General features: G+C 54.7%; 17 protein-coding genes, 1 riboswitch and 2 other annotated features. Of the genes, 6 read left to right on the top strand and 11 right to left on the bottom strand.

Annotation, left to right across the window (positions count from 1 at the left end; genetic code table 11):
* Window positions 1-71: 71 nt before the first annotated feature.
* The 8 genes from NK662_RS07440 to trpE form a co-directional block, all read right to left on the bottom strand.
* Entirely contained in the window at window positions 72-1,100 is a 1,029-nt protein-coding gene (locus NK662_RS07440; RefSeq protein WP_254758289.1) for a phosphodiester glycosidase family protein, read from the bottom strand.
* Between the two features lie 231 nt (window positions 1,101-1,331).
* Window positions 1,332-2,117, bottom strand: a complete 786-nt coding sequence (trpA, locus tag NK662_RS07435; RefSeq protein WP_254758288.1) for a tryptophan synthase subunit alpha — start codon at window positions 2,115-2,117, stop codon at window positions 1,332-1,334.
* A gap of 2 nt (window positions 2,118-2,119) precedes the next feature.
* Window positions 2,120-3,316 (bottom strand): tryptophan synthase subunit beta, encoded by a 1,197-nt coding sequence (gene trpB / locus NK662_RS07430; RefSeq protein WP_254758287.1) that lies wholly within the window; start codon window positions 3,314-3,316, stop codon window positions 2,120-2,122.
* Window positions 3,288-3,926, bottom strand: coding sequence for a phosphoribosylanthranilate isomerase (locus tag NK662_RS07425; protein WP_254758286.1), 639 nt, complete (start codon window positions 3,924-3,926; stop codon window positions 3,288-3,290). Before NK662_RS07425 ends, trpB begins: the two co-directional genes overlap by 29 nt.
* 3 nt (window positions 3,927-3,929) lie before the next feature.
* The gene (gene trpC, locus NK662_RS07420) at window positions 3,930-4,688 is read right to left on the bottom strand and encodes an indole-3-glycerol phosphate synthase TrpC (protein ID WP_254758285.1); all 759 of its coding nucleotides are present in this window, start codon (window positions 4,686-4,688) and stop codon (window positions 3,930-3,932) included.
* The gene (gene trpD / locus NK662_RS07415) at window positions 4,685-5,710 is read right to left on the bottom strand and encodes an anthranilate phosphoribosyltransferase (RefSeq protein ID WP_254758284.1); all 1,026 of its coding nucleotides are present in this window, start codon (window positions 5,708-5,710) and stop codon (window positions 4,685-4,687) included. Before trpD ends, trpC begins: the two co-directional genes overlap by 4 nt.
* Window positions 5,707-6,294 carry an anthranilate synthase component II gene (locus NK662_RS07410; protein ID WP_254758283.1) on the bottom strand — a complete coding sequence of 196 codons (588 nt, stop codon included), beginning with the start codon at window positions 6,292-6,294 and terminating at the stop codon, window positions 5,707-5,709. The genes trpD and NK662_RS07410 overlap by 4 nt, the downstream gene beginning before the upstream one ends.
* Window positions 6,291-7,688, bottom strand: a complete 1,398-nt coding sequence (gene trpE, locus NK662_RS07405; protein ID WP_254758282.1) for an anthranilate synthase component I — start codon at window positions 7,686-7,688, stop codon at window positions 6,291-6,293. The genes NK662_RS07410 and trpE overlap by 4 nt, the downstream gene beginning before the upstream one ends.
* 49 nt (window positions 7,689-7,737) lie before the next feature.
* Window positions 7,738-7,971: a binding site (T-box leader), on the bottom strand.
* A gap of 47 nt (window positions 7,972-8,018) precedes the next feature.
* Window positions 8,019-8,232 (bottom strand) — a binding site (T-box leader).
* A gap of 175 nt (window positions 8,233-8,407) precedes the next feature.
* Here trpE and NK662_RS07400 point away from each other — a divergent pair.
* Window positions 8,408-9,934, top strand: coding sequence for a GGDEF domain-containing protein (locus tag NK662_RS07400; protein WP_254758281.1), 1,527 nt, complete (start codon window positions 8,408-8,410; stop codon window positions 9,932-9,934).
* A 34-nt stretch (window positions 9,935-9,968) separates the two neighbouring features.
* Here NK662_RS07400 and NK662_RS07395 read toward each other — a convergent pair whose 3' ends face one another.
* The gene (locus tag NK662_RS07395; RefSeq protein WP_254758280.1) at window positions 9,969-10,538 is read right to left on the bottom strand and encodes an O-methyltransferase; all 570 of its coding nucleotides are present in this window, start codon (window positions 10,536-10,538) and stop codon (window positions 9,969-9,971) included.
* Window positions 10,539-10,601: 63 nt separating this feature from the next.
* A riboswitch (SAM riboswitch) is annotated at window positions 10,602-10,708 on the bottom strand.
* 156 nt (window positions 10,709-10,864) lie between these two features.
* Between NK662_RS07395 and NK662_RS07390 the strand changes: the two genes are divergently transcribed.
* The gene (locus NK662_RS07390) at window positions 10,865-11,149 is read left to right on the top strand and encodes an Ig-like domain-containing protein (RefSeq protein WP_254758279.1); all 285 of its coding nucleotides are present in this window, start codon (window positions 10,865-10,867) and stop codon (window positions 11,147-11,149) included.
* On the opposite strand, the gene NK662_RS07385 is transcribed toward NK662_RS07390, so the two are convergent.
* Window positions 11,150-12,043 (bottom strand): DMT family transporter, encoded by an 894-nt coding sequence (locus NK662_RS07385; protein WP_254758278.1) that lies wholly within the window; start codon window positions 12,041-12,043, stop codon window positions 11,150-11,152.
* A gap of 128 nt (window positions 12,044-12,171) precedes the next feature.
* On the opposite strand from NK662_RS07385, the gene NK662_RS07380 reads away from it, so the two are divergent.
* The 4 genes from NK662_RS07380 to NK662_RS07365 all read left to right on the top strand — a co-directional run bounded on the left by NK662_RS07380 (window position 12,172) and on the right by NK662_RS07365 (window position 16,269).
* Entirely contained in the window at window positions 12,172-12,900 is a 729-nt protein-coding gene (locus NK662_RS07380; protein WP_254758277.1) for an alpha/beta hydrolase, read from the top strand.
* Window positions 12,901-12,971: 71 nt separating this feature from the next.
* Window positions 12,972-13,490 carry a YjcG family protein gene (locus NK662_RS07375; protein ID WP_254758276.1) on the top strand — a complete coding sequence of 173 codons (519 nt, stop codon included), beginning with the start codon at window positions 12,972-12,974 and terminating at the stop codon, window positions 13,488-13,490.
* Window positions 13,456-13,917, top strand: a complete 462-nt coding sequence (locus tag NK662_RS07370) for a GNAT family N-acetyltransferase (RefSeq protein ID WP_254758275.1) — start codon at window positions 13,456-13,458, stop codon at window positions 13,915-13,917. Before NK662_RS07375 ends, NK662_RS07370 begins: the two co-directional genes overlap by 35 nt.
* 75 nt (window positions 13,918-13,992) lie before the next feature.
* Window positions 13,993-16,269 carry an ATP-dependent helicase gene (locus tag NK662_RS07365; protein ID WP_254758274.1) on the top strand — a complete coding sequence of 759 codons (2,277 nt, stop codon included), beginning with the start codon at window positions 13,993-13,995 and terminating at the stop codon, window positions 16,267-16,269.
* Here NK662_RS07365 and NK662_RS07360 read toward each other — a convergent pair.
* On the bottom strand, window positions 16,236-16,427 hold the full coding sequence (locus NK662_RS07360) for a hypothetical protein (protein WP_254758273.1): 192 nt from the start codon (window positions 16,425-16,427) through the stop codon (window positions 16,236-16,238). The two genes, NK662_RS07365 and NK662_RS07360, sit on opposite strands and share 34 nt — an antisense overlap.
* Window positions 16,428-16,685: the final 258 nt, after the last annotated feature.

Below are 16,685 nucleotides of genomic sequence, written 5' to 3'. Positions count from 1 at the left end.
TCGCTTTCCGAAGAGAATAGACATATCGTTCTCACAAAAAAAGACACGGGCTTGCATCGCCCATGTCTCTCTTAGTGTGGAATGACAACCCATGCATTCGGCAGATAGCGCATGCCTACTGCTGTGCTCGTTGCCGGCTTCAGCTGCAGCTCGCCATCCTTAATCATGGTAGTGGAGCCGCCGCCGTCCATGGCAATGGCATTTGTCACATGATAAGACTCAAAAATCTTGACAAGATCGGACATGGATGCACCGCGGTGTGATTTGTCCGCATAAAAGCGCCCGTCTGTCGCCACCATAATCATGCTGCCGTCCTCGGCCTGTCCAATCGCAGTGCGCGGCGCCCAGCCCCAGGCATTGTCAAGCGAATGTGTCACCTTGCTTGCGCCGTTTACAATCAGCTGCGGCCCGAAGCTGACCGCCTCTTTCGCACCCAGATTGACGAGCTGATTTGTGGAATAGGAGCCGGTAATGAACTCCCCGTTTGGCAGGAATGCCGCCACCAGCTGCTTTTCGCTGCGGTCGCCATTCGGCACGTTCAGCACAGCTCCCCGGCTGATTACGACGCCAATCGGCTGGCCGCCCATGCCCTTGCCGCTCTGGTCGATAAAGCCGCCGGCATTGATTCCGGCAACGCCATGATTGTTTTTGATCAGATCAGACAACGGCTCACCTTTTTCCTTAAGCGCCGTCACCACCAGATGAACGGTTGTCGGATCCGGCACAATCAGCACCTTGGCTGTATAGTTGCTTGTTTCCACCGTTTCAACCCGCACAGCCTTTGCTTGGCGGGCAGCCGCTGCTGCCGGCTTGGCAATCGTTGTCTGCTCTGTCGGCGGGTCGGTGCGCAGCTTGTTCAGTTCATCAATTTCAGCTTGCGGAAGCAACACCGGCAGGAACTGCAGCACCCACTGGTAGTGCATTGTAGAGAGCGCCGTGCCGACCAGCATGCGGCGAATCTCATGGCCTTGGTTTGTCCCATACAAAAATCCGCCGCCCCCCAAGAACAGTACAAAAACAAGAATGAGAAGCTGGCGAAGCAGCTTTCGTTTTTTCGGTTTCCTTAACATTTCACGTGAAGTTGCAACTGCTGTAGTCATAGTATTTATTCCCCCTATTAAGATATAAGGATGGGCACAACTTCTATCATAACATATGAATCTATTCTTTCTAATGGAAATTGCAGGATGTGCTATATAACAATATATCGTATATTTTGCTATTGTAGCACATTTTCTTCCATGTGACATGAGGTATATGTGACAAGACAAGCGATTTTGCGGCGTATGTATATCACAAAAAAACAGAGCCGCTTCCCGCGGCTCTGCCCCTTACACCGTCTGTGTCTTCGATGATCCAATCAGTTCGGCAATCTCATCGTACTTGCCTTCCGCCAGCAAATCCACAATGCGGCTGCCCACAACGACGCCGTCGCATACCGCGCCAACCTCCTTGACCTGCTCCGGTGTGGAGATGCCAAAGCCAGCAAGCACCGGCAAATCCACCGCTTCCTTCACTTCCTTCAGGTAGGTGAAGACATGCTCCTGAAATTCCTGGCGCGCGCCGGTTACACCCGTGACCGTGACCGCGTACATGAACCCGGAGGATTCGGCTGCAATGCGCTGAATCCGCTCGAGCGGACTCGTCAGGGTTACAAGCGGAATCAACGCGATGCCTGCCGCTGCCAGCACATCAGAGATAATGCCGATTTCTTCATTCGGCAAATCCGGCACGATGATGCCGTCCACACCGGCTTCCACACAGTGCTCCACAAACCGTTCACGGCCGAAGGCAAGAATCGGGTTCAGGTAGGTCATCAGCACAAACGGCATGCTGACCTGCGGCCGCACCTCTTTCAATGCCTCAAAAATGCCGGCAATGGTTGTGCCGCCATCCAGCGCGCGCTTGCCCGCCTTTTGAATCGTCGGGCCGTCCGCCACCGGATCGGAGAAGGGAATGCCGATCTCTAAAATGCTTGCGCCGGCTCCATCCAAAAACAGAATATCTTCCTTTAATTTATCCAAGCCGCCGTCACCCGCCATGATATACGGCACGAACGCTTTCTCATTTTGCTGCTTCAATGCCCCAAACACTGCTTGAATTCGCTGTACACCCATCCTTAGTTCCTCCCCAGGTATTGAATCACGCTGTCTACGTCTTTGTCGCCTCGGCCGGACAGGCAGATGACCAGCCCTTCCTCCGGGCTCATCGTTGGCGCCAGCTTCACTGCGAACGCAATCGCATGTGAGCTTTCGAGCGCCGGAATGATGCCCTCTGCTTTGGACAGCAGCTGGAACGCCTCCAGCGCTTCGGCATCCGTTACCGCATGGTATTCAGCCCGTTTGATATCCTTTAATAGACTGTGCTCCGGCCCGACGCCCGGATAATCCAAGCCTGCGGAGATGGAATGCGCCTCCTGGATCTGGCCGTCTTCATCCTGCAGCAGGTACATCATGGAGCCGTGCAGCACGCCCGCCGTTCCCTTCGTCATCGTGGCCGCATGCTTCTCTGTATCCACACCGGAGCCGGCTGCTTCCACGCCGTACAGCTTCACGTCCTCATGCTCAATGAACGGATAGAACATGCCCATGGCATTGCTGCCGCCGCCCACGCAGGCAACGACCGCTTCCGGCATTTTGCCTGTCAGCGCCGTATACTGGGCAATTGTCTCTTTGCCGATGACGCTTTGGAAGTCACGCACCATCACCGGGAACGGATGCGGTCCCAGCACAGAGCCCATGATATAGTGTGTATCCCCCACGTTTGTCACCCAGTAGCGCAGCGCCTCGTTGACCGCATCCTTCAGCGTCGCGCTGCCGGAGGTCACGCTTTCCACCTGCGCGCCGAGCAGCTCCATGCGGAACACGTTCAAGCGCTGGCGGCGGATATCCTCTTCGCCCATGAAAATCACGCATTCCAAGCCAAGCAGCGCGCATACCGTCGCAGTTGCCACGCCGTGCTGGCCGGCTCCCGTTTCCGCCACAATCTTCTTTTTGCCCATGCGCACCGCAAGCAGCGCCTGCCCGATGGTGTTATTGATTTTATGGGCGCCTGTATGGTTCAGGTCTTCCCGCTTGAGATAAATTTTCGCCCCGCCCAGGCGCTTTGTCAGGTTCTCGGCATAATACAGCGGCGTTTCGCGGCCGACATAGTTTTCCAGGTAATAACGGACCTGCTTTTGAAACGCTTCATCCGCCATGGCTTCCTTGTAGGCTTCCTCAAGCTCCAATACAGACTGCATCAATGTTTCCGGCACATAACGCCCGCCGTAGATGCCGAAATGGCCTTTATGATCTGGATACGTGTAAGTTGTCATTGTGACTCTCCTTTACCGTTTCAATGAATGTTTGAATTTTGCTCAAATCCTTTTTTCCGTCTGTCTCCAGGCTGCTGCTGGCGTCCACCATATACGGCTGCACCCACCGCGCGGCTTCTGCCACGTTTTCGGCGCCAAGTCCGCCCGCCAGAATGATGCGGCCCCGTTCCTCCCCGCTCAGCCCGTCGAGCAGCGACCAATCAAACTTCTTTCCGTTGCCGCCCTGGTACGCCCCCTTTGGACTGTCGAGCAGGATATAGTCCGCCGGATACCGGAGCGCCGCCTCCACATCGGCTGTTGAACCCACTCCGAAGGCTTTGATAAAAGGAACCTGTAATTCCTGTGCATACGCTTCATCTTCGTCGCCATGCAGCTGCGCATAATCCAGGCCGCAAACACGCACGATTTCCTCCACCCGTTCCCGGGACTCGTTGACAAACACGCCGACCTTCAGCACGCCGGCCGGCAAGCCCGCGATGATCTCTCTTGCTGCCTCCGGGCTGATTTGGCGCTTGCTTTTCGCAAAGACAAACCCGATGGCGTCAGCCCCAAGCGCGGCTGTCCGCTTTGCCGTTTCCACATCCGTGATGCCGCACACCTTTACCTTCATGATTTACACCCGCAATCCGGCAAACATGCTTTCGAGCGAATCTGCCTTCATGAAGGCTTCGCCTACCAGGATGCCGCTCGCACCGGCCGCCTGCACACGCAGGGCATCCTCCCGGGAATGAATGCCGCTTTCGCTGATGAGCAGGCTTCCCGCTGCCAGGACACGCGGCGCCAAGCGCTCCGTCACCGCCAAATCCACCTCAAAGGTTTTCAGGTTGCGGTTGTTGACTCCGATGATGTCCGGCTGCACCGGCAGAACTGCCTCCAGCTCCTCTTCGTTGTGCACCTCTACGATCACATCAAGCCCGAGTGTCTTCGCATATTCATAGAGCTGGTGCAGGCGCTGCGGCTCCAACGCCGCCGCAATCAGCAGGATGATATCGGCACCGGCTGCGTTTGCCCGTTGAATTTGCACCTCATCAATGACAAAGTCCTTGCACAGAAGCGGTACATCCACCACGCCGCGCACCTCTTCCAAATCTGCAAAGGAGCCCTTGAAAAACTGCGAATCCGTCAGGACAGAAATCGCGCCTGCCCCGTGCTTCTCATAAGCCGCTGCCTGCGCCGGCACATCCACCTCCACATTCAAGTCTCCCTTAGAAGGCGAGGCCCGCTTTATTTCAGAAATAATGGTAATGCCCGGCTGCTTCAGCTTCTCCACGAGAGAAGCATGCACGCGCTGCTCCTCAGATAAAACGGTGCTTCCCTTCAGCTCTTCCACCTCGCGCACCTTCTGCGCCAAAATCGTATCCAAAATCGTCATTGTGCCACCTCTTTCAATCGATTGCTTTCCTCTGCCAGCAGGCGCAGCTTATGAAGCGCCTTGCCGGAATCAATGCTTTCCTTTGCCAGTTGGATGCCGTGCTCCACTGTCCGCGCTTTTCCGTTTGCGAACAAGCCAAGCGCCGCGTTGAGCACGACTGTATCACGAAATGGGCCAGTCTCTCCCTGCAGTATATTCGTCAAAATTCTCGCATTTTCCTCCGGGCCGCCGCCGCGGATGGCACTGTTTGGCACAACCTCAAAGCCGTAATCCGCCGGGTGCAGCGTCATTTCATGAATCTTGCCGTCTTCCAGCAGTGCGATATAATTCTCGCCCTGCAGCGATGCTTCATCAAGATGGCCGCTGCCGTTCAGCACCACCGCGCGCTTGCGGCCAATCTTATACAGCACCTCAGCCACCGGCACAAGCATTTCCCGCTTGTAGATGCCGACCAGCTGCGTTTCCAGCTCCACTGGATTTGTCAGCGGCCCAATCATATTGAATATCGTCGGAATATTCAGTTCCTTGCGGATGTGCATGACCCGCTTCATCGCCGGGTGGACAGACGGCGCGAACAGAAACGCAATGCCGACTGTTTCCAGCAGCTGCTCCACCTGCTCCGGCGGGCAGGTAATGTTGATGCCGAGGCGTTCGAGCACATCGGCGCTGCCGGACTTGCTTGATACGGAGCGGTTGCCGTGCTTTGCCACCTTCACGCCGGCACCCGCCAGCACAAATGCCGTTGTCGTGCTGATGTTGAACGTCTGCGCCCCATCGCCGCCGGTGCCGCAATTATCCATGGCGCCCGCAATGCTTTTGGAAAACGGCACAGCCTTGTCGCGCATCGCCCGCACGAGCCCGAAAATCTCGTCCGGCGTTTCTCCCTTTGTTTTCAAGCCGACCAGGAAGGCGGCAATCTGCGAATCAGACACACTGCCTTCAAACATGCTGATGCCAGCCTCATACACCTCTTGCTCCGTCAATGCCTGCCGCTCAATGAGCTTCCGCAAATATGCGTTCATACCGCCGCCTCCTTGTTTGCATATGTTAAAAACTCCTGTAAAAGCTTCTTCCCTTCCTCTGTTGCAATCGATTCCGGATGGAATTGCAGCCCGAACAGCGGATGGTAATGGTGCTTGATTGCCATCACCTCGCCGTCGTCCATGGAGGTTGCCAGCACATCGAACACCTCCGGCAGCGTGCTCTGCTCCGCCACGAGCGAGTGGTAGCGCATGGCCGTGAACGGCTGCTTCACATAGCGGAAGATGGAGGTCCCGCTGTGCTTTACAAGGGACGTCTTTCCATGCTTTACCCGGCCCGCCCGGACCACTTTGCCGCCGTATGCGTGCACCATGGCCTGATGGCCCAGACAAATCCCCAGAATCGGCACGCTATTCCCAAGATTCTGAATCACCTGAATACAAATGCCCGCATCCTCAGGCCGCCCCGGCCCCGGTGACAGGACGATGGCCTTCGGGTTCATTTTCTGAATTTCTTCCATGGTAATCCGGTCGTTGCGGACAATTTTGACTTCCTCGCCGCACATGCCCAAGAGCTGATATAAGTTAAACGTAAAGGAATCGTAATTATCAAGTAAGAGTATCATCGCATGACCTCCAGCAGCGCGCGCGCTTTATTCATCGTTTCTTCGTACTCGGCCTCCGGATCAGAATCGTACACCACACCGGCTCCCGCCTGAATGTAGGCCTGCTGATCCTTCACCACCATCGTCCGGATGGCAAGGGCCATATCCATATCACCCGTGAAGGAGATGTATCCGACTGTGCCGGCATATACATTCCGCTTGCAGTTCTCCAATTCATCAATAATCGTCATCGCCCGGATTTTCGGCGCCCCGGATACGGTTCCCGCCGGCAGGCAAAACGCCAGTGCATCAAAGCAGGTCATACCGGGCTTCAGCTCGCCCGATACCTCGGAGACAAGATGCATGACGTGTGAGTAGCGCTCCACCGCCATGAACTTCTCGAGCTGCACGGTACCGATCTCACTGATGAAGCCGATGTCATTGCGGCCCAGATCCACGAGCATGAGATGCTCCGCCTTTTCCTTTTCGTTCGCAAGCAGCTCCTTTTCAATGCTGCGGTCCGCTTCCGGCGTTTTGCCGCGCGGCCGTGTTCCCGCGATTGGGTTCGTCGTCACCTTGCTGCCGCGCACCGCCAGCAGGCTTTCCGGCGAGGAGCCAAGCACGATGTAATCGCCAAAGTCTACAAAAAACATATACGGTGACGGATTGGTCACCCGGAGCCTGCGGTACAGGCCGAATGGATTTCCTTGAAAGCTTGCCGTCAAGCGCTGTGACAGCACCACCTGAAAAATGTCCCCCGCCCGAATATATTCCTTCGCCTTCTCCACCATGCCGCAGAATTCGTCCTTCGTGACGTTGGAGGTGAATGTCGCATGCAAGTCAGCCGTCTGCGCCTCCACCATGCCGCCCTTTAGAATCTGCGCCCGCATTTCCCGCAGCAGCCCCCGCGCCTCTTCCTCAGAACGCTCTTCATCCGGACGGTACACATACACGAAGGACACCTGCTGCAGCTTATGGTCATACACGAGAAACGTCTGGTAAAACATCAGGTGGGCTTCCGGCATTTCGAGCAGGTCTTCATTGATATCGCCAAGCTGCTCATACTGCCGGATCACATCGTAGCCGACATAGCCGACGGCACCGCCTGAGAACGGAAACGGACTGTCGATCTCATGGAACGGCAGCACCTCGCGTATCGCCTCCAGCACCCGGCCCTCCCGCGTTTCCGTGCGGTCTTCATATATCAGCTCCACCGCACTTCCATGGCTTTTCAGTTCAAGATACGGATTGCAGCCGATGAAGGAATACCGTCCCTTATCCTCCTTGGACAGTGAGCTTTCAAGCAGGAATTTCTTCTTTCCCTGCAGGCGGTGATACAGCACAATCGGTGTGACTTCATCGCCCTCCATCGTTTCTATCAGCAAATACGGCTGCGCCGTTTGTTTCGTCGTCATGTCGATTCCTCCTTTTCTGCATAAAAAAACCTCTGCATGTGCAATACATGCAGAGGACGATTGGTTACCGCGGTGCCACCTCTGTTGGATTCCGAAGAATCCCCCTTTTTTCAGGTACAAAACATACCCTATCCTTGTAACGGCGGAACCCGGGCGCGCCTACTATCAAGTTCAACGCGCCTCTCACAAGCCCATTCTGTATATTCTATCGCACCGGCTCTCACCTGCCCCGGCTCTCTGGAACGCCTCAAATATACGTACTCTTCTTGTTCAGCAATTTCACTTATGCAATTGTCCGGCCCAACACAAAAAGGGCCCCTCATCCATCAAAAAAAGGACGAGAGACCCGTGGTGCCACCTTCGTTGACCGCACATGCGGCCCGCTTTCTCCCTTTGTAACGAGGGGAGCACTCGCCAAAGCCTACTCCAATGTTCGGTTTGGAAGCTCCGAAGCCCATTCCGCACAGCTTTCATACTGACTCGCACCAACCGTCAGCTCTCTGGGATGTCCCCTGCGCGTACTTTTCTTCATCAACGCTGTTCGTGTTTAAGTTGTTTTCATTGTATACAGGAGATTCCAATTCGTCAACATCTTTTTTTGTAAGAATTCTTCTCCACTTACAGAATTTTTAAATTTATGCACGCTTAATATTTTACTATTCCGCATCCTTTCGCCATAATAGTTTTATATACATTTAAAAGAATTGGGTGTCTGACATATGCTTGAAAGTCTTATTATTATACTTATCTATGTTATCCCTATTTTAATTACCTTATATACAAGCGCAGAAATATTAAGCCGCAACCCAAGGAAACGCGAACACCAGCTGGTTGCGGCTGCCACCCTATGCCTGGCATTTGTTTTCGGCGAAGAACTGACCAGGCATTATATGCCGCTTTCCTGCAGCCCGAAGCTTGTTGCCCTGTGGCTTGGCAATGCGGCTGTGATGCTCCCGTGCTTGTCTCTGCACTATATTTTCCGCATTACCGGACTTTCCCGAAAAATGCCAAACTGGCTGTACCCCTACGTTCTGTACATCCCTGTCATTCCTGCAGTTATGACCTTCTTTACCGGAAACATCTTTAACAGCACCGAATTTGTACAGGATGGCATGTGGAAGGTGCAAGTTCCTTCATCACAATATTACATCGCCATAACTGTAGGAAACCTATTGCTGCTTCTCTATTTTTGGCTGATGCGGCGCGGCATGCAAAAGGCCGTCTCAGCAGACCTGAAGAATGCCCTGAAGGTTCTCATGTACGGCAGTTTATACAATCTCTTATGGAACGTGGTGTTCGGCTATCTACAGTTTGGCGGTGCGCTTCCGCCTTATCCATACCTGTGGGGCAGCTTTATCTGGTGCCTCTCTCTGCGCTATACCATGCTGAAATATGACTTCCTTTCTTCGCCCATTAAGCGTTTCGAGACGCTGTACATGATGAATCCGGCCGCCATCTTGCTGCTTGACGAGGAGGGAAATGTACGGGAAGCAAATCCTGCGGCACAAAGTTTTTTGCAGGAGACCCGGCACTCGCTGGCTGATTTGGCTGTGCAGCCGGACATAACCGTCGCAGCATACAAACAGCACTTTCAAGCGGGGTTGCGCCTTCAGCAGCTGGAGCTGGCAGTGTGGGGCCCGCAAGAGGAAGAGCGCATTGTCCTGCTTGACAGCGACTTTGTGTTTATTGAGGATGAGCGGCTTTGCATGGTCATTGCCCGCGATGTAACTGAATGGAAGCAGGCGGAGGAGCAGGTGCGCTTTCTGGCTTATCATGACCCGTTGACGGGGCTTCCCAACCGCCACCGCTTCTATGAAGAGGTGGGTCAAGCTTTACAAAATCCAGAAACTGAAAAGGCAGCCATCATCCTGTTGGACCTGAACGATTTCAAGCCGGTAAATGATACATATGGCCATCATGCCGGTGATGCTTTTTTAATTCACGTCGCTTCGCTGCTGCGCAAATGCACCGCTTCCCAAGGCTTTGCAGCGCGCCTGGCCGGCGACGAATTCGTCATTTTTGTCAAGGATGCGGATGCAGCCTGCATAACCGCGTATACCGAAGCACTGCAGCAGCTGCTGCAGAACTCCCCCTTCTTTTGGGACGCCATGAAAATTCCCGTGAAAGCGAGCATGGGTGTCGGCTTATATCCGCAGCACGGCTGCGATGTCGAGGCCGTTATGCAACAAGCGGACGCAGCGATGTATGAAAAAAAACGGGAAGGAAAAGCAACGATTTCCAGATGAAAAGGGCCAATCCGGCAGGTTGGCCCTTACTGCCTCAGTCTGCACCCATCTTAATCGCCAGCAGCAAGCCTGTTGCCCAGTCCGGCTCCGTCACCACCAAATCCCCCCGGCTTTGCAGCCTGCTTACAAGCTTCGGCGCCTGCACCCGGTACGGCTCCGGCAGCGAGGCATGCGGAAACAGGTCGTGAATGACATAGAAGCCGCCCACCTTCAGATGATCAATTGTTTTATCGAGCAGCTCAAACTTCCCCGGCCATGTATCGGCAAAAATAAAATCAAATTGCTCTGTATTATTTTGAATGAAGCATGCACCGTCCTCACAGCGGAACGAAATCCGGCTGTCATGGCCAAGATGCCTCCGGGCCACCCCCTGCACCTTCGCATCAATATCCACCGTGACCAAATGGCTCGCTTCATCCATGCCATTTAGAATCCAGGCGGCAGACGCGCCTGTCCCCGTGCCAAGCTCCAAGAAACGGCCTCCCGGCTTGGAGGCTGCCAGCCCTTTCAAGAGAAATCCAGTCTTATGGTCGCACGTCTGCCCGAAGGATACATTCTTCGAAGCCAATAGAATATTTTCATAGATTTCTGGTATTCCAAGCATATTCTCTCCCCCTTATAAAAAAAACGGCCTCCCATGACAGGAGGCCGCAGCTGTAAATTTGACCTCTTATCTTTCAGTGCACATGTGCACTGACGGAATTAGCACCTTCCCGCCAAACGGGGGTTGCTGAGACTTCTTCGGGCCGGACCCTCCATCTCTCTTGATAAGATTTACTATGAAATTGCAATTTATTGTATAAGGAACGGCAGGAAAAGTCAACAAATCCAATTCACTGGAAACTTAATATTCTCTTTATATGAACTTCAATGTGCCATAACACTGTTTTCGTATACTGAAGCACATACTGTTCTATAGGGGGAATGCCCATGCCGCATCAATTGCTGGCGCTGCAAATCTGCAAGCCAAAGCTGCGTTTGAAAACCGGGCAAAGGGGAGAGCTGTCGGCCGCCCTTTTGCCGCCCGCGCCCGGGCTGATGGTCACCTGGTACAGCACCAACCCCGCCGTCGCCTCTGTGCACGCAGATGGGCGCCGGGCGGTCATACAAGGAAAGCAGCCCGGCCGCGCGGTCATTATTGCTTCCGCGGCGGATGGCTGCTTTCGGGATGTGTGTGTGGTGCATGTGCAGGACTATATGATGACCCACAGATAATCAGGCGCTTTCAGAAGCACTTTCATATGCCGTCCGCTTCTGCTGCTGCGTCAGGAAGAAGAACACTCCTGCCAATACAAGCATGCCCCCGCTGACCTGCAGTCCTGTCAGGCGTTCGCTGAGCAGGAGGAACGCCAGCAGCGTTGCGCCGACCGGTTCTCCCAGAATGGTCATGGAAATGGTTGTTGCATTGACATACCGCAGCAGCCAATTGTGGATGATATGCGACAAGGTCGGCACCGTCGCCAGCAGCAGGAACATCGTCCAGTCTGTCTTTGTATAGCCCGTAAGCGGCGTTGCCGTCACCAAATTATACAACGTCAGAAACGCCGCTGCGGATACAAACACAGAAAAACTGTAAATCCAGTGTGATACCTTGCGCACCGTGCTCTGCCCGATCAAGAGATAGCCGACCACCGCAATCACGCTCAGAAACGACAGCACATCCCCCAGGATGGCAGACGTGCTCAGGCCCAAATCACCCCAGCCGATCATCCCGACGCCAATAATGGCAATGCCCATGGTCAGCAGCGCAGAGACGCTGGTCCGTTCCCGGAACACAAAAAATCCGCCGACAAGCGACACGAGCGGCTGCAGCGCCAGAATAATCGTGGAGCTGGCCACCGTCGTCAGCTTCAGCGACCAGAACCAAAGCAGAAAATGCAAGGCCAAAAAGAAGCCGGAGCCGATGAGGAACATGGCATCCTTGCGTGTAATCCGGCGGAATTCCTCCCGCTTTTTCCAGACAATCGGCAGCATGAACAGGCTTGCCAGCCAGAGGCGGTACATGCTGATGATGGCCGGCGGCGCGCTGGACATTTTGACAAAGATTGCCGAAAATGAGATGGCAATAATAGATATGGTCAACGGCAGAATAATAGATTTACTTTGCATGTGTACGCCTCCTTTCGCAACGTATAGATTTGCTGCACCAATTATAATATGGCGGCACGCTAATGTCATGGAGATTTTCTGCCATTATTGATATGATGGTGGTGTACAACTTCAGGGAGAGTGATTGAATGACACAACGTGGCACCATGCAGGAGCACCGCTTCTTCAGCGAAGCCCTGCAGGAGGAATTGCAGCTGCTCATTTACCTGCCTGCCGCCTACACGCCGCTGCATAAGCATACGCTCTTGATTGCGCAGGATGGCAGCGACTATTGGACGCTCGGCAAGATCGGCTCTGTTTTGGAAGCGCTTCAACAGGACAGCGGCATTGACCGGACGATTTTTGTCGGCATTCCCTACAGGGACGTCCATGACCGGAAGCGCAAGTATTTCCCGGGCGATGCCCAGAACAAAGCCTATATCCGCTTTTTGGCGCAGGAGCTTGTGCCGTTTCTCGATGCCCATTACCCGACATACGGCATCGGCCGCGGCCGGGTGCTGATGGGGGACTCGCTTGGCGGCACCGTTTCGCTGATGGCGGCCCTGACATATCCGCATACCTTCGGCAAGGTGATTATGCAGTCGCCGTTTGTCAATGACGATGTATTGGCACTGACGGATGCCTGCCGGGAGCCGTATCTCTTGGAGCTGTACCAGGAGGTCGGCACGGAGGAAACAGCGGTGCGGACAACAGACGGACAAATCCGGGACTTTGTCAGGCCGAACCGGGAGCTCAAGCAGCTGCTGGGGACAAAAGGCTTCAGCCATTCCTATGAAGAATTTGACGGGGACCACACCTGGACGTATTGGCAGCAAAACCTCCCCGGCGCATTGGCCCGTATGCTGGCGATGAAATAAGCGGCAGCAGGCGGAACATTTTGGTATACTAGAAGAAATGGGAGAACTTACATCACAAAGGAGGCAACTGTATGAAACTCGGAGTTGTTATTTTTCCATCCAAAACCCTGCAGGACCGCGCCAATGGCCTGCGCAAGCGCTATGACACGCATTACGCGCTCATTCCGCCGCACATTACGCTGAAGGCAGCCTTTGAAGCGAAGGATGACGAAATGGAAACGATTGTGGAGCAGCTGCGAAAGGTTGCCGCGCAGGTCGAGCCGTTCACCGTAACGGTGGGCAATGTCAGCTCCTTCTATCCGGTGAACAACGTCATCTACTTTAAAGTGGAAAAAACACCGCAGCTCTTGCAGCTGAATGAGCTGCTGCACAGCGGCTACTTCCCGCAGCAGCGCGAGTATGCGTTCGTGCCGCACCTGACCATCGGCCAGAATCTGTCCAATGACGAGCATGCCGATGTGCTGGGCCGCCTGCGCATGAAGGAATATCACTTCGAGCAGCCTGTCGACCGCTTCCATCTGCTGTATCAGCTGGAGGACGGCGCTTGGACAGCATATGAAACATTCAAGCTCGGAAAGGACGGCAACTGATTTGAAAGCAGCACAAGCAGCAACAGAGCAACAGCTGAAGGACGTCTTTGCCGTACGCCAGGAAGTGTTCGTACGGGAGCAGGGCGTTCCGCAGGATGAAGAATACGATGAGCATGACAGCACCGCCTCCCACGTCATTCTGTATGACGGCGATACGCCGATTGGCGCCGGCCGCACCCGTGCGGTTGACAACGAAATCGGGAAAATGGAGCGTGTCTGTGTCCTGGCCCCGCACCGCGGCAGCGGCGCCGGCAAGCTGATCATGGCTGAGCTGGAGGCAGCCGCAAAGCGCAAGGGCCTGCAGAAAGCGAAGCTCCATGCGCAGACGCACGCGGAAGGCTTTTACAAGCACCTCGGCTATGAGACGGTGTCGGATGTATTCCTGGAAGCCGGTATTCCGCACGTGGTCATGGTGAAAGAACTGTAAGACGGGAACGATGCGTTCTCGTCTTTTTCTATGCCGTGTGGTAAGATGAGTCTTGCCGACAAGGAGGTCCATTCCATGAATATTGCTCTCTATAACGGAAATGAAATCAATCTGCAATACTTTCCGCGCGAAAGCTTCCAGATGCTGCAGGAAGGCGGCCTGCGCGGCGAAATTACATGCATCGCGTGCGGCGAGCCGCTGCATATGTACTTAGGCATCCGGCAGCAGCCGCACTTTACTCATATATTTAAAAAGGATAACTTCGCCTGCGAAGCGGCGGTCCATGCCCGCGCTGAGGAAAAGCAGGAGCAGCTTGCCACGGTGAACGCCTCCACTGAGCACGGCGGCTTTCTTCTGCCAAAGGGGCGCGCCATCGGCGAACCGGCTGTGTCCCAATGGAAGGAGACCATCCCGGCCAAAGGCATCCCCGCTTTTGCCGAACAGCCGCAAACGGAACGCTACTCCATTCTCGATGAGCACCAGCTTCCGCTCGACTCCGCCCAGTATGAAGCCGCAACAACAACCGAAGGCCCGCTGCTCATTTTAGCTGGCGCCGGCAGCGGCAAAACCCGTGTGCTCACGGCCCGCACCGCCTATATGGTGCAGGAGCGCGGCATTGATCCGAAATCCATTATGCTGGTCACCTTCACGACAAAGGCCGCCGGCGAAATGAAGGAGCGTCTGCGCCGCTTCTCCAGCCTTTCGCCGCAGGTGCTGCAGCAGCTTACCGTCGGCACCTTCCACAGCATCTTCTACCGGATGCTCTTGCACGCGAATCCCGAGCGCTGGTCGGCCTCCCGCCTGTTAAAAGCGGAGTGGCAGATTGACCGGATGCTGAAGGAAGCCGGAGCCGAAATCGGCATTGATGAAAAGGAGTTCCCGTATGACCAGGCGGCCCAGCAGGTGTCCTTTTGGAAAAATACCCTGACGTCTCCGGATGAGGTGCGGCCGGAAACCCCCTGGGAGGAAAAAGCGCTCCACCTGTACAAGCGGTATGAGGAAATGAAGCGCGACCGCGGCCTGTTTGACTTTGATGATATGCTGTACGGCTGCTACGAGCTGCTGAAGCATGATGAGGCTTTGCTGCAGCGCTACCAAAACCGCTTCCAGTACTTCCTCATCGATGAGTTCCAGGACGTCAACAAGGTGCAGTATGAAGTGATGAAAATGCTCTCGCACCGGACAAGCAATATGTGCGTGGTCGGCGACGATGATCAATCCATCTATGCCTTCCGCGGCAGCGACCCATCCTTCATCCTGAGCTTTGACAGCGACTATCCGCACGCCAAGGTGGTGACGCTGGATCAGAACTACCGCTCCTCCCACAGCATCGTCACCGTAGCCAACAAGGTGATCAAACCGAACAGAAACCGGCACCCAAAAAAGATGGCCGCCCAGTTTTATACAGCCTTTCATCCCGCTTTCTTCTTCCCGCACGATGAGGAAGAGGAAGCCACGATGATTGTGACGGACCTGCGCGAGCGTATCGAAGCCGGCGCCAATCCCGGTGATTTCGCGATTCTGTACCGCACTCACGCGGCTTCCCGCGCCATATTCGAGCGTCTGTCGCAGTCCGGCCTGCCTTTCACACTGGAAAGCGATGCAGAGTCCTTTTATGAACGCCGCATCGTCCGCAGTCTGCTGGCATACTTCCGCCTCAGCCTGCATCCTGATGATACACAGGCGCTTGGCGACCTCATTGTTGCCCTGTTCCTGAAGCAGTCGGTCCTGCAGGATTTGAAGACGATCAGCATCGTGCACGATTGCCCGCTTGTAGAGGCGCTTGGCAAGCTGCAAGGCATCCAGTCCTTCCAGCAGACGAAGCTGCGCCGCATCGTGCCGCTCTTTCGCAAGCTGAAGGACCTCGCTCCGCTTGCTGCCATTGAAATGGTCGAGAAAGAAATGGGACTTGGCGAGTTTGTGAAAAAACGCGGCAACGAAGGCAACGCCATGGAACGCGGCTCGGACGACCTCCGCGACCTCAAGGTGGTGGCAAAGAAATTTAAAACCGTTCCTGCGCTCTTGGCGCACGCGGATGAAATGATCCGGCTGAACAAGGAACGGAAGCGGACAAGCAAGGAGCTGACCGACGCCATCCAGCTGCTTACCATCCACCGCTCCAAAGGGCTTGAGTATGAGCACGTCTACCTGCTCGGGGCCGTGGATGGCTCCCTGCCGCATGATTATGCCCTTGATGCCTACCGGGAAGGCGACGACGGGCCGCTGGAGGAGGAACGCCGCCTGACGTATGTCGCGATGACGCGGGCGAAGCAATCTCTCTATGTATCCGTGCCAAGCACGCGGCGCGGCCGGACGGCCTATCCGTCGCGATTTATCAAATTTCTGCTGTAGACAGCCGGTCCCCGGCTGTCTTTTGTCGGGTTGGGCCGGCTGATGGCCGCGTTGTCGAGCTCCTCAAAACGGGAAGGAAGCTTTTGCCGCCAAAACTGCGCTTGCGTATGCAGAATATCCGGCACATTGCGCGATGTGCTCCGTTTCCAGTTCTGCAAAGTATGTAGACGGACCTCTTCACCATACTCTCCTCATTCCAAAGACTTGTCTGGACTGTCCGATACAAAGCCATGCCTCTTCCTCCTTTTTCTGGTTTCCACTCTATACATAAAGTGAAATCCGCAAAAGTGGGACGGCTTCAAATATTTTTTCTTCTTCTCTCTGTAAGAATGAAGAAGATGTTTCTTTTTTTATTATGATTCTTTTTTTGTTTTTTCCTTCCAAGGGGCTTCTCCAAAAAGAAAAAGCCCCTTATA

The organism is Ectobacillus ponti, assembly GCF_024294785.1.
GTDB lineage: Bacteria > Bacillota > Bacilli > Bacillales > Bacillaceae_G > Ectobacillus > Ectobacillus ponti.
The sequence above is the reverse complement of the archived record's forward strand: the minus strand, read 5'-3'. Positions and strand labels throughout refer to the sequence as shown.